The 12,163-nt window shown below is 59.3% G+C and carries 9 protein-coding genes and 1 pseudogene; 3 read left to right on the top strand and 7 right to left on the bottom strand.

Annotated elements, in window-relative coordinates:
• Positions 1 to 32: 32 nt before the first annotated feature.
• From QE432_RS22705 to QE432_RS22690, 4 genes are all read right to left on the bottom strand, one after another.
• Positions 33 to 458 carry a DMT family transporter gene (locus tag QE432_RS22705; protein ID WP_003513163.1) on the bottom strand — a complete coding sequence of 142 codons (426 nt, stop codon included), beginning with the start codon at positions 456 to 458 and terminating at the stop codon, positions 33 to 35.
• A complete protein-coding gene (locus QE432_RS22700; protein ID WP_162633711.1) occupies positions 455 to 937 on the bottom strand; it encodes a DMT family transporter in 483 nt (160 codons plus the stop codon). Before QE432_RS22700 ends, QE432_RS22705 begins: the two co-directional genes overlap by 4 nt.
• A gap of 110 nt (positions 938 to 1,047) precedes the next feature.
• Entirely contained in the window at positions 1,048 to 1,878 is an 831-nt protein-coding gene (locus QE432_RS22695) for an alpha/beta fold hydrolase (protein ID WP_306625813.1), read from the bottom strand.
• A complete protein-coding gene (locus QE432_RS22690) occupies positions 1,875 to 2,813 on the bottom strand; it encodes a choline ABC transporter substrate-binding protein (protein ID WP_003513158.1) in 939 nt (312 codons plus the stop codon). Before QE432_RS22690 ends, QE432_RS22695 begins: the two co-directional genes overlap by 4 nt.
• 101 nt (positions 2,814 to 2,914) lie before the next feature.
• Between QE432_RS22690 and betI the strand changes: the two genes are divergently transcribed.
• Positions 2,915 to 3,511: a choline-binding transcriptional repressor BetI gene (gene betI / locus QE432_RS22685; RefSeq protein ID WP_111783548.1), complete on the top strand. Its 597-nt coding sequence runs from the start codon at positions 2,915 to 2,917 to the stop codon at positions 3,509 to 3,511.
• Positions 3,512 to 3,674: 163 nt separating this feature from the next.
• Here the strand turns inward: betI and QE432_RS22680 are convergent.
• The 3 genes and pseudogenes from QE432_RS22680 to QE432_RS22670 all read right to left on the bottom strand — a co-directional run bounded on the left by QE432_RS22680 (position 3,675) and on the right by QE432_RS22670 (position 7,578).
• Positions 3,675 to 4,488 (bottom strand): annotated as a pseudogene (locus tag QE432_RS22680) (glycosyltransferase family 25 protein).
• A 103-nt stretch (positions 4,489 to 4,591) separates the two neighbouring features.
• The gene (locus QE432_RS22675) at positions 4,592 to 7,066 is read right to left on the bottom strand and encodes an ATP-dependent helicase (protein ID WP_306625809.1); all 2,475 of its coding nucleotides are present in this window, start codon (positions 7,064 to 7,066) and stop codon (positions 4,592 to 4,594) included.
• Between the two features lie 101 nt (positions 7,067 to 7,167).
• Complete coding sequence (locus QE432_RS22670) at positions 7,168 to 7,578, bottom strand: carboxymuconolactone decarboxylase family protein (RefSeq protein ID WP_013636487.1); 411 nt, start codon at positions 7,576 to 7,578, stop codon at positions 7,168 to 7,170.
• 225 nt (positions 7,579 to 7,803) lie between these two features.
• Here QE432_RS22670 and QE432_RS22665 point away from each other — a divergent pair, with 225 nt between their 5' ends.
• Entirely contained in the window at positions 7,804 to 8,970 is a 1,167-nt protein-coding gene (locus tag QE432_RS22665) for an efflux RND transporter periplasmic adaptor subunit (protein ID WP_013636486.1), read from the top strand.
• Complete coding sequence (locus tag QE432_RS22660; protein ID WP_003513144.1) at positions 8,967 to 12,116, top strand: efflux RND transporter permease subunit; 3,150 nt, start codon at positions 8,967 to 8,969, stop codon at positions 12,114 to 12,116. Before QE432_RS22665 ends, QE432_RS22660 begins: the two co-directional genes overlap by 4 nt.
• The last annotated feature ends 47 nt before the right edge of the window (positions 12,117 to 12,163 follow it).

The raw sequence follows: 12,163 nt of genomic DNA, 5'->3' as shown, positions 1-12,163 counted from the left end.
AAACCGCTGCACATTTTTACCGGAGAAATGCCCTAGCGGCCGCGTCGCTGGGTCAGCACCATGCCGGCGAGAATCAGCAGAATGCCGAGTGCGCTCGCCCAGAGTTTCGGCGGCTGATCGCTGAAAAAGTCGAGCACGACGCTTGAGACCATCTGGCCGCTGATGACGAGAAGTGCGGTATTGACCGCGCCGATGCGGGGGATGAGCCAGCTTCCCGAAGCGATGAAGACAACACCGATGGGGCCACCGATAAAGGCAAGCCACGGCGCGTCGGCCGCGCCTGGCGGAATGAGGCCGCCGACGATGAGGCCGATGACGGTCAATACCCCGAAACCGACGATATGGTTCCAGAACGAGGCGATCAGCGGTGAGTTCGACAGGCTGAGGCGGCCGTTGACCTGACGGCTTAGTGCCACAAAGACGCCGCCGGTAAACGCCATGGCTATCCAGACGATCATGCCGTTCTCCCGACAAGGATAATAAGTGCGCTGCCACAGAGAATCAGTGCCACCGCCGCCATGTCACGCAAATCCGGCCGCCGTTTGGGCAGGCCAAACAGGCCGAAGAAATCGGCCAGAAGGCTGAAGATCACCTGTCCGCCCAACCCGAGCGCGATGGTGCCGGAGAGGGCAAGCGGCGAATTGACGGCGGTGGACGTGAGTATGACGATGGCCGCACCAATCACCCCACCGCAATAGGCCCAGAGCGGCGCCTTCGGTTTGGCCAGCGCACCCGCCTCCGTCTTCGGGCGCATGATCGCGAGATAGATCAGCGCCGCCACCGTGCCGGTGCCGTGTGCAGTCCAGGAGGAGAAAAGTGCGTTACCGTAATGCGCAAGCTGGCCGTTGAAATGCACCATCAATGTCAGAAGACAGCCGCTTGCGAAGGCGGCGGCAAGGTGCAACGGGTTCAGGCGGGGAAGGGTCGTTTCTGTCATGGCCAGCCAAAATATGATTATTCAGCGAAGCGTTACAACATCGGCACCTGAATCGAAATCGATTTGTCAGTTGTTTCCAGAAACATGTGCAACCAGCGCACTCCACCCTCTTACTTAGCGCAGTCTGACATAACATCTGCGAAAAAATCGGCGATCAGCGTGGATACGCCCTTCGGGTTTTCCCAATGCGGATTGTGGCCATGCCCATCGAGCGTAACGGTTTGAGCATCGGGAAAGGCGGCGGCCAATTTTCGACGATGCGACGCGCCGAAAAGGGGGTCTTCGAAACCGGCGAGGCACAGTACCGGTTTTTTTATTCTGGACGCGCTGTGATGCAGGTTTGTATCCGCAAAGCGCTCAACGACGCCATGCCAGATGGCAGCCGGCATGTTGGCGGCATCCTGTTTCATTTTCGACAAAAAATCATCGTCGACTGGCTGACTGCACGAATACCAGCCGCGCAGAAAGCCGCTATTGGGTCCGATTGGGTCCCGAAGTGCGAGAATATCTCTGGTCAACTGGCTTTCCGCGCCAAAATCCGGCTCAAGCGTTGCCGAGATGAGGGCAAGAGCCCGGATCGTGTCGCCTCGCCGGGCGGCAAGTTCGATAGTGGTCATCGCACCCATGGAGTGGCCGAGCAGAAACAGCCGTGAAATACCCAGGAGCGTTAGAAACCGATCGACCGTTACGGCGAAATCAGCGACATGCAGGCTCTGTCCCGCCGAGGAAACCCCGTGTCCGGGCAGGTCAGGAACGATGAGCCTGTATTCGCTGAAAAAAGGCTCCAGCATGGAGAAGCTGCGGCTGGTGTCCGAAAAACCATGCAGCATCAGCAGGACTGGGCCCGGACCGCCGGTGTCGATGAAAGCCAGCTGGCGACCGCGGGGCAATTCTACATATTGCTTCCGCTTCTCCCAATCATCCTGCAATATTGCCGTCACAGGCCGATCCCCGCCTTTACGGCAGTGAGACCATCTTGCCCGTCGAACGTCGATACGCCCTTCAGCCAGGCGTCCAGTCGTTGCGGCTCATCCTTGATCGCCTGCCTTGCCGCGTCTTCCGGGGACATTCCACCGTTCATGATATAGTCCATGCCCTTGTTCTCGTACTCCACGTCGAATGCGAGATTGTCGAGCAGCTTCGCCACATTCGGGCATTCCTGCAGGTAGCCTTTGCGTACCTGCGTATCGACTGTTGCAGCGCCGAAATCGGGCCCGTAAAATTTATCGCCGCCCGTCAGGTACTTGATGTCGAATTTGCTGTTCATCGGGTGCGGCGCCCACCCCTGGAAAACAATGAAAGACTTGTTGCGGGCGAAACGGGTTACCTGCGAAAGCATGCCCTGTTCGCTGGACTCGACCACTTCCCAATTGTGCAGTCCCAGTGCCGGATCGTTGACGGCATCCAGCATCAACTGGTTGGAGCCCGGTTCGATGCCGTAGAGCTTGCTGTCGAACTTGTCCGCGAATTTTTGCAGGTCGGAGAAATCCCTGACGCCGGCATCCCAAACATAGGTCGGAACCGCGAAAGTGTATTTGGCGCCTACAAGATTGGTTCGGACTTTTTCGACCGATCCGTCTTCCTTGTAAGGCTTGTAGTAGTTCACCATTGCCGGGTTCCAATAGCCCAGAAAGACGTCGAGATCCTTGCTCTTTAGGCTCGTGTAGATGACGTCGATCCCAAGAAGCTGGCTTTGCGGCTCATATCCCAGTGATTTCAACAGCGACATGGCGATGCCGGTGGTGAAAGCAAGATCGTTCCAGCCCGGCTCGGCCAGTCGCACAACCTTGCAAGTTTCAGCATCCGATGCGAGCGCGGAAGTGCCGACGGTCGTCAAAACCATCGCGGCCGAAAAAACACCTGCCCATTTTTTCATTGTTCCACCTTTTTTGTCTATTGGGTCATTAGATTGACCGGTGGGACAATAATTGATCTTTACGGAAAATTTGTCAATATTGCTCACGCAAGGAGACAAAGATGCGACTGACCAAGATAAGCGATATTCGCCGGGCGGAGCTGAGGCGGGCTGCATTCGAAGTTCTTCAGCGTGAGGGAATGGCGGGTGCCACGCTTGAAAGGGTGGCGGCGCAGGCAGGCGCCTCAAAAGGCATCGTGCTGCATTATTTCGCCAACAAGCAGGAACTGTTCGAGCACGCGATGCGCGAAGCCAATGTGAAGCTGAAGGAGGCCGTGGTGGCGCGCCTCAATCGGGCGGTCAGTCCGCGTGAGCGGCTCGATGCGATTATCGAGGCGAATTTCGACGAGAGCTTCTTTCAGCCCTCGATCTGCCACGCCTGGCTATCGCTTTGCGCCGAGGTTCCGCGCGAGCCGCAGCTCGCCAGGATCCAGAAGGTGATCCATGCGCGGATGCGCTCCAATCTTTTGTCGGCTTTGGTGCATCTCGTGCCGAGGCAAGACTGCGCAACTGTCGCGCTCGGGATCACTTCGCTTATCGACGGCCTCTGGTTGCGCTCAGGATTGCAGTCCGGCGGTCTGACGCGCGAGGAGGCAATGGAGCAGATGCGGGATTACCTGTCTCACAGGTTACCGCACGCAAAAGCTGACAATCCGTAGGGAACCAGTACGCGCGCTTCGCATTATTCCACCATGAAGAAAACGACGCGCAAACCCTTGAACCGGATGACGATTTTCGTCATTTCGATTTTCACTCTCGCAGCTGTGATCGCCGCGGTCTACCTGGTTGGGTTCACGCCCGGCGAAGTGTAGGCCAGCGCAGTCAATTGCCGGTGGGAACGGTCTTGCCCTTGCCGCGCTCCAGCGCAACGGTCAGCTTGGCAACGGCAAACCGGAGGCTGCGCATGAGGAAACGGCTGGTTTCCAGAAAAGCGCGGTAGGGCAGCACGGTGAAGTAGCGCCAGCGGGGCAGACGGTATATCCGCAGATTGTTCTGGATCTGGCTTTCCCCGTCCGCATCCTGCGTGGCGCAGAGTGGGTAAATGAAGGCTGCCTTCAGGCCAGCGAGATATTCCAGGTCGAAGGCAATATCGTAGGCAAGCCGCATGGGGATCAGCTTCGAGATCCATTTGCCGGCGCGGCGGTTGACGAGATATGCGCCCGAACCCTTTTCCCGCGTCAACGCAATTGCGAGTGAGCGCCCGCCAACGAGCTTGCGGAACGGAAACTTGCGACCGTTGCTGACCGTGGTCAGCCGAAGCAGATCCCAGTCGCTTCCATTCACTATCGCCTCGTCGATTGCTTCCAGGAAATCCTTTTCGAAGACGACATCGTCTTCAAGAATGAGCGCGATATCGGCATCGCTGCCCATGAACCTGTTGGCACAGGCGACATGGCTGAGATAGCAGCCGATTTCCGGCGGCGAGGTGCGGCGGCCATGCATGAGCATGTAGGAAAGCTCGCTGAATTCCGGGATAGGATAATTCAGCTCACGGCCATTGACGCCCGGGACCCGCTCTGCCTTCAGCCCGATGGCGTCGAGGCGTGCGTTCATGTCCTCGAGGCGCTTGGTGGCGCTGTCCATATTGATCAGGAAAACGGCAAGCTTGCGCGCCGCTTTTCGGTAAAATATGCAAAGCAGTCCTCGCCCGGTTTCTGCACCTTGTTGCAACTCCTTTATTGCAACGGCGTGACGGGGGCTATGGAAAAAACTGCATTCGCACACTCATAGTTGTCGAATCAAACCTTTTCCACAAATCCATCCAGCACACGCTTTTGTCCGGCGCGGTCAAAATCGATGGTCAATTTGTTACCCTCGATGGCGGAGATGTTGCCATTGCCGAATTTGATATGGAAAACGCGGTCTCCGACCACGAATTTCGACGGTGTGTCGGCAACCGATTTGGCCACCAGTTCGCCGTCGATCGTGCGGGCGCGGGGCCCGCTTTCACCATAACCAATCCGCTCTACCGCATGGCCGGAGCGTGTGCCCCAGTTATCGCGGGTCGCGTCGGACTTGTTGGCCTGGGCACGTTTCCAGCCGGGGGTGGAGTAGTTGTTAGCGAAGGGTTCCGCCTTGTCGAAACGGGACTGGCCATAACCGCCGCGTCCGCCGTAACCACCGTAATTGCTGTCGGATGCCGCGACATCCACGTGCGCTGGCGGCAGTTCATCGAGAAAACGCGAGGGCAGGGTGGATTGCCACAGGCCATGGATACGCCGGTTCGATACGAACCAGATATGGCATAGCTTCTTGGCGCGGGTGATGCCGACGTAGGCTAGACGACGTTCTTCCTCCAGACCGGAGCGGCCGCCTTCGTCCAGCGCCCGCTGGTGCGGGAACAGACCTTCTTCCCAACCGGGAAGGAAGACGGTGTCGAATTCCAGCCCCTTGGCGGAATGCAGCGTCATGATGGAGACGGCATCTAGATTTTCGTTCTGCTCGGCATCCATGACGAGCGCGACATGCTCGAGGAAACCGCGCAGGCTCTCGAAGGCCTCCATCGAGCGGATGAGTTCCTTCAGGTTTTCCAGTCGGCCGGGCGCCTCCGCCGTCTTGTCGGCCTGCCACATGGCAGTATAGCCGCTTTCGTCCAGGATCTGCTCGGCAAGCGTGGTGTGTTCGGTGTTTTCCAGAAGCCCCTGCCAGCGGCGGAAATCCTGCACCACGTCGAACAGCGCCTTGCGCGCTTTCGGTTTCAGCTCGTCGGTCTCGATGATGTCGGTCGCTGCCGCCAGCATCGGAATGTCGCGGGCGCGGGCGTAATCATGCAGATTGCGGATGGTCGTGTCGCCCAGGCCGCGCTTGGGGGTGTTGACGATGCGCTCGAAGGCCAGATCGTCGGCCGGCTGGCAGACAAGGCGAAAATAGGCCATGGCATCGCGGATTTCGAGACGCTCGTAGAAGCGCGGACCGCCGATGACGCGGTAATTGAGGCCAAGCGTGACGAAACGGTCTTCGAACTCGCGCATCTGGAAGGAGGCGCGAACGAGAATGGCCATGTCGTTCAGCTTGTGGTTCTTGCGCTGAAGCTGCTCGATTTCTTCACCGACGGCGCGGGCTTCCTCTTCGGAATCCCAGGCCGCATGCACCACGACCTTCTCATCGTCGGGGCTGCTGCGCTCGGTGAACAGGGTCTTGCCGAGACGCCCTTCATTATGGGCGATCAGATGGCCGGCGGTGCCCAGAATATGCCCGGTGGAGCGGTAGTTGCGCTCCAGCTTGATGACCTTGGCACCGGGAAAATCCTTGTCGAAGCGCAGGATGTTGTCCACTTCGGCGCCGCGCCAGCCATAGATCGACTGGTCATCGTCGCCGACGCAGCAGACGTTTTGCGGCTCGCCTTTGGGGCGCTGGGCAAGAAGCCTGAGCCACATATATTGCGCCGTATTGGTGTCCTGATACTCGTCCACCAGAATGTAGCGGAATTTCTGGTGGTACTCCTTCAGAATATCGGGATTGCGGCGGAAGATGCTGATGGGGTGCAGCAGAAGATCGCCGAAATCGCAGGCGTTCAGCGTTTTCAGCCGGTTCTGATAGGCCGTGTAAAGTTCGCGGCCCTTGCCATTGGCAAAGGCGCGGGAATCGCCTTCGGGAATATCCGGCGGCGTCAGCCCCTTGTTCTTCCAGCCGTCAATCATGCCGGCGAATTGTTTGGCCGGCCAGCGCTTGTCATCAAGACCTTCGGCCTGGATAAGCTGTTTGATCAGCCGCACCACATCGTCGGTGTCGAGAATGGTGAAATCAGACTTCAGGCCGATGAGTTCGGCATGGCGACGCAAGAGCTTTACACCGATGGAGTGGAAAGTGCCGAGCCAGGGCATGCCCTCAACCGCGCCGCCGACCAGAACGCCAATACGTTCCTTCATCTCGCGGGCGGCCTTGTTGGTGAAGGTCACGGCCAGAATCTGGCTGGGATAGGCGCGTCCGGTCGCCAGAATATGGGCGATGCGGGTGGTGAGAACGCGGGTCTTGCCGGTGCCGGCGCCCGCAAGCACCAGAACCGCGCCGTCCAGTGTCTCCACGGCTTCGCGCTGCTCCGGGTTGAGGCCGGAAAGATAGTCGGGCGTGGGCCGGGCCTGATCGCGTGCCGCCATGGCGCGCGCGGCAATGCCAAGCCCGCCGGCGTTGCCTGCATCGGCATTGTTCGTCGCCTTGCGCGGCGCCTCAGGTTCTTCGTCGAAGAACGGCATATCGTCAAAACTGTTGCTCATGCGGCCCAATGTAGTGATTCGGGATATAAAGGCTAGAACCGTGTTCTGCTTTTATTCCGGTATCATCAGTCAAAACGCCTATTCCAAGACGTTTTTTCGTCTCAGGCCCGCCTGTCGGCATCAAAAGCCGCGTCCACCGGCAATTGCAGCGCCACGGCCAGTTGGTTGGTCTTGGCGGCAACGGCGATGACCCGCATGAGATCGGCATGCTGTTCGCCCGTCATGCCCTTGGCTTTTGCAGCCGCGGTATGGGAGTGGGCGCAGTAGGAGCAGCCATTGGTGACGGAAACGGCGATATAAAGCATTTCCTTCACCAGCGGATCGAGCGCTGAAGGTGTGGCCATCACCGCCTTGACCTCGGCCCAGGTCTTTTCCAGAAGATCGGGGTCGAAGGCGAGGTAGAGCCACATATTGTTGATGAAATCCGATTTCCGCGTTGTGCGGATATCGTCGAACACAGCCTTGACGCGCGGGTTTGCTTCAGGATTTTCGGCTTTCGTTACGGTGCTCATGCATTCCTCCGGTCATGGCTATTTCAGCTGCAGATTACCGGATTGGCGAATGTTTGCGACAGAAATGGCCGTCAGTGCGCTTTCGACGACAATTCATCACAAATTACAATTATGTAAGGAACGGATTTGTGCGTTGCCTTCGTTAAGGCATGCGGGAATACTTCTACCGTTCCGAAAAGCTCTTTTCGGGGCGGGTTTATGCTGTGCGGATAATCGGAGAATTGTATGCGGGTGTGGAAACAGGTGGGTGTCTGTCTTGCTGTGGCGGGAGCAGGACTCTGTCTTTGGGGGCTTTATTCACCCGAAGCGCGGAATCTGCTCGCGGGTATCGGCATCGGCAAAACACCTGTTGGCGCGGTCGAGGTTGCCGCATCCGGTGCCAGAACACCCGGTTCGTCATCCGGCCAAAATGCCGGCGCCGCACGCCGCGATGGCAATGCGACCCTGGTGGCGATGGCCCCGGTCAAGCAGGGCACGGTCAATGACAGGCTGAACGCCATCGGCAGTGGCGAGGCCATCCAGTCGGTCGTCGTCATGCCGCAGACATCAGGCACGCTTTCGGAAATCCGCATTTCATCCGGCGCCCGCGTCGTAAAGGGGCAGGTGCTCGCGCGGCTCGATGACGAGGAGCAGGTGATCGAGCGGGACAAGGCGCAGGTTGCGCTACGCAGCGCCGTCGAAAAATCGAGTTCCTACAGTAACCTGAAATCCGTATCCCGCCTTGATGTGCTGGATGCGCAGATTGCCGAGGAAGCCGCCAAGCTTGCACTGAGCACCGCCGAGCTGAACCTCAGGCGCCGCGACATCGTCGCACCGATTGAGGGTGTTGTCGGGATCGTGGCCGCCAATATCGGCGACAATGTCACCACGCAATCAACGATCGTCGGCATTGATGACCGTTCTCAAATTCTGGTCAATTTCTGGGCGCCGGAACGGTTCGTCACTGCAATTACCGTCGGAATGCCTGTAGAGGCCACCTCGATTTCACGCCCCGGCGAGACGTTCAAGGGTGAGGTCGAGGCCGTCGACAACCGTGTCGACGCCGCAAGCCGTACCATCCGCATCCGGGCACGGTTTGCTAACGACAAGGATGAGCTTCGGGCCGGTATGTCCTTCGGCGTTACCATGCGTTTTGCCGGAGAGACCTATGCCTCCGTCGATCCGCTGGCCGTGCAGTGGGATGCCGAAGGTTCCTATGTCTGGCGCGTGACCGACAATAAATCGGCCAAGGTGCGTGTGCAGATCGTGCAGCGTAACCCCGACGCCGTTCTCGTGAAAGCGGAACTGGCGGAAGGCGATCAGGTCGTGACCGAAGGATTGCAGCGGGTGCGGGAAGGTGGTGCCGTCCGTGTCGCAAGCCAGCCGAAGCCCGAGGAGGTTGCTAGCCAATGACGACTCAGTCGCCTTCGGGTCAGGATTCCAAGCTCGCCTTCACCGCACTGTTCGTTCGCCGGCCCATTCTGGCAGCGGTTCTCAATACGTTGCTTGTGGTTGCCGGCCTTGCCGCGCTGGTTGGCGTTGAGGTGCGCGAGTTGCCGGATGTGGACCGGCCGTCCATCAGCGTCAGGACAACCTATGAAGGCGCGGCGCCTGAAACCATCGATCAGGAAGTGACGCAGACCATCGAGGGGGCTGTTGCGCGCGTCAGTGGCGTCAAGTCCATCTCCTCTAATTCGCAATTCGGCACCAGCCGCGTAACGATGGAATTCGGCGACAATGTCGATATGGCCGTTGCCGCAAACGATGTGCGCGATGCCATTGGCCGCGTAACCAACCAGTTGCCTGATGATGCCGACGAGCCGCAGATCATCAAGGCGGATTCCGACAGCCAGCCGATCATGCGTCTTGCCGTCACTTCGTCCACGCTCAGCATGGAAGATCTGACCAAGCTGGTGGATGACGAAGTCATCGACCGCCTTGCCGCCGTCGATGGCGTGGCGGATGTGGAGCTTTACGGCGATCAGGAAAAAGTCTTCCGTGTCGATCTCAATCAGGCCGCACTTGCCAGCCGTGGTCTGACGGTGACGGATATTTCCACCGCGCTGGCCAGTGCCGCGCTGGATGTGCCGGCGGGATCGCTGAAAAGTTCGACGCAGGACATCGTCGTGCGCGCGACCGCGAGCCTCACGAAGCCTGAGGATTTTTCCAACCTTCTGATCAAGGACAATATCCGCCTGCGCGATGTGGCAACCGTGATGCTGGGTGCGGATGACGAATCCACCTCGCTGCGGTCCAATGGTGTGCAGGGCGTGGGTCTCGGCGTCATCCGGCAGGCGCAGTCCAATACGCTCAATATCTCCACCGGCGTGAAGGCTGCCGTCGAGGCCATGTCGGCCAACCTGCCGCAGGGTACGCGCATCGTGGTGACCAGTGACGACGCCGTCTTCATTGAAGGCGCGTTGCACGAGGTGGAACTGGCGCTTGGTCTTTCCGCGCTCATCGTTGTTGTGGTGCTCTACCTGTTCCTGCGTGACTGGCGGGCAACCCTCATTCCGGCGATCACCATGCCGGTGGCTTTGATCGGCACGATCATCGCCATCTACATGGTCGGATTCTCGATCAACATCCTTACGCTGCTCGCCATCGTTCTGGCGACGGGTCTGGTGGTCGATGATGCGATCGTGGTGCTGGAAAATATCGTGCGCCGCCGTGCGGAGGGCATGGGGCCGCGCGCTGCCGCTGTTCTCGGCACGCAGGAAGTGTTCTTCGCGGTGATTGCGACGACGGCGACACTTGCCGCAGTGTTCATTCCGCTCTCCTTCCTGCCGGGCCAGCTGGGTGGCCTTTTCCGTGAATTCGGTTTCGTTCTAGCTTTCGCTGTCGGTCTTTCCTCCATCGTGGCCCTGACGCTTTGTCCGATGCTCGCTTCGCGGATGCTGAAAGACGGATTGAAGGAACCCACGGGACCGCTGGCGTGGTTCGGCAATGTCTTTGCCTCCACCTACAAGAAGACGCTTTCCGCCTGCCTCAACAACCCGCTCATCGTCATCATCGTTGCGCTCGTCTTTTCGGGCCTGTCTTGGATTGCCTTCGGCATGATCCAGAACGAACTGACGCCGCGCGAGGACCGCGCCTCGGTGATGATGCGTGTGACGGCGCCGCAGGGTGTCAGCCTCGACTATACGCGCGACCAGTTGCAGCGGATCGAAGAAAATCTCCAGCCGCTGCGCGACAGTGGCGAAATCCGCAATATTTACTCCATCACCGGCATGAACGGTTCCTCCAACACCGGTTTTCTGGTGCTGACGCTGGCGCCGTGGGCTGATCGCGACCGCACGCAGAACCAGATTGCCGCCGATGTTACCGCTGCCGCCAACAAGGTGCCGGCGCTGCGCGGCAACGCCATGCAGCCGAACAGCCTGCGCATTCGCGGTGCGGGCAACGGCCTGCAGATGGCAATGGTCGGCAGCAATTATCAGGCACTGACGGCTGCGACGCAGAAGCTACTGCTTTCCATGGAGGAAAGCGGCCTGTTCGAAACGCCGCGTTTGGACAACGAGCCCAACCAGGCGCAGCTATCCGTATCCATCGACCGTGAGCGCGCCTCCGATCTAGGCATTGATATCACCGGCCTGTCACGCGCCATGCAATCGCTGCTGGAAGGACGTTCGGTTGTCGACGTCTTCGTGGATGGGGATGCAATCCCGGTCCGGCTGCTGTCCTCCACCCGGCCGATCAACGACCCGACCGATCTCGAAAACGTCTTCCTGAAAACGGGTGACGGCAAGATCGTGCCGATGTCGGTCATTGCCACCCTGAAGGAAAATGCGGTGGCGCCGCAGCTGAACCGCGAGCAGCAGCTTCCCTCCGTCGGCTTTACCGCCAATCTCAAGGACGGCGTTTCGCTCGGTCAGGCTTTGGAAAAGGTGAACGAGCTATCACAATCCCTCCTGCCGCCCGGCGCCCGCCTTCTGCCGCTCGGCGAGGCGGCGACGCTTGAGGAGAATTCGAGCGGCATGCTGCTGACCTTCGGTTTTGCCATCGCCATCATCTTCCTGGTCCTGGCCGCGCAGTTCGAAAGTGTCCTGAGTTCGATCATCATCATGTCGACGGTGCCGCTCGGTCTTGCCTGCGCCGTCATCGCGCTGCTCGTCACCGGATCGAGCCTCAACGTTTATAGCCAGATCGGCCTTGTGCTTCTGGTGGGCGTGATGGCGAAGAACGGCATTCTCATCGTGGAATTCGCCAACCATCTGCGTGACCAGGGCGCCACCGTGCGCGAAGCCATCGAAAAAGCCACCAGCATCCGCCTGCGACCGGTGATGATGACAATGATCGCGACCATTTTGGGCGGCGTGCCGCTGGTGCTGGCGCAGGGAGCAGGGGCGGAAGCACGCATCGCGCTCGGCTGGGTCATCGTTGGCGGTCTGGGTTTTGCGACGCTGGTGACGCTTTACATCACCCCGGTTTCCTACCTGCTGATTGCCCGTTTCGCCAAACCGCAAGCCGATGAGGAAATCCGCCTCCACCGCGAACTGGAACTTGCCGCGCGTCGGAAGGCGCTTGAGGAGGACAAGCAGCTGCTTGCGGCGGAATAAACGGTCCTCGCCAAATGTGTCCCGCGCAATCGCGATGCTGGACAAAG

It is taken from the genome of Agrobacterium sp. SORGH_AS_0745 (genome assembly GCF_030818995.1).
GTDB classification, from domain to species: Bacteria; Pseudomonadota; Alphaproteobacteria; order Rhizobiales; family Rhizobiaceae; genus Agrobacterium; species Agrobacterium tumefaciens.
Note: the sequence above shows the minus strand (reverse complement) of the source record. Positions and strands in the feature narration are given on the sequence as shown.

Coding starts and splice junctions, on each gene's coding strand:
- QE432_RS22705 (WP_003513163.1), bottom strand. CDS start 458: ATGATCGTCTGGATAGCCATGGCGTTTACCGGCGGCGTCTTTGTGGCA.
- QE432_RS22700 (WP_162633711.1), bottom strand. CDS start 937: ATGACAGAAACGACCCTTCCCCGCCTGAACCCGTTGCACCTTGCCGCC.
- QE432_RS22690 (WP_003513158.1), bottom strand. CDS start 2,813: ATGAAAAAATGGGCAGGTGTTTTTTCGGCCGCGATGGTTTTGACGACC.
- betI (WP_111783548.1), top strand. CDS start 2,915: ATGCGACTGACCAAGATAAGCGATATTCGCCGGGCGGAGCTGAGGCGG.
- QE432_RS22675 (WP_306625809.1), bottom strand. CDS start 7,066: ATGAGCAACAGTTTTGACGATATGCCGTTCTTCGACGAAGAACCTGAG.
- QE432_RS22670 (WP_013636487.1), bottom strand. CDS start 7,578: ATGAGCACCGTAACGAAAGCCGAAAATCCTGAAGCAAACCCGCGCGTC.
- QE432_RS22665 (WP_013636486.1), top strand. CDS start 7,804: ATGCGGGTGTGGAAACAGGTGGGTGTCTGTCTTGCTGTGGCGGGAGCA.
- QE432_RS22660 (WP_003513144.1), top strand. CDS start 8,967: ATGACGACTCAGTCGCCTTCGGGTCAGGATTCCAAGCTCGCCTTCACC.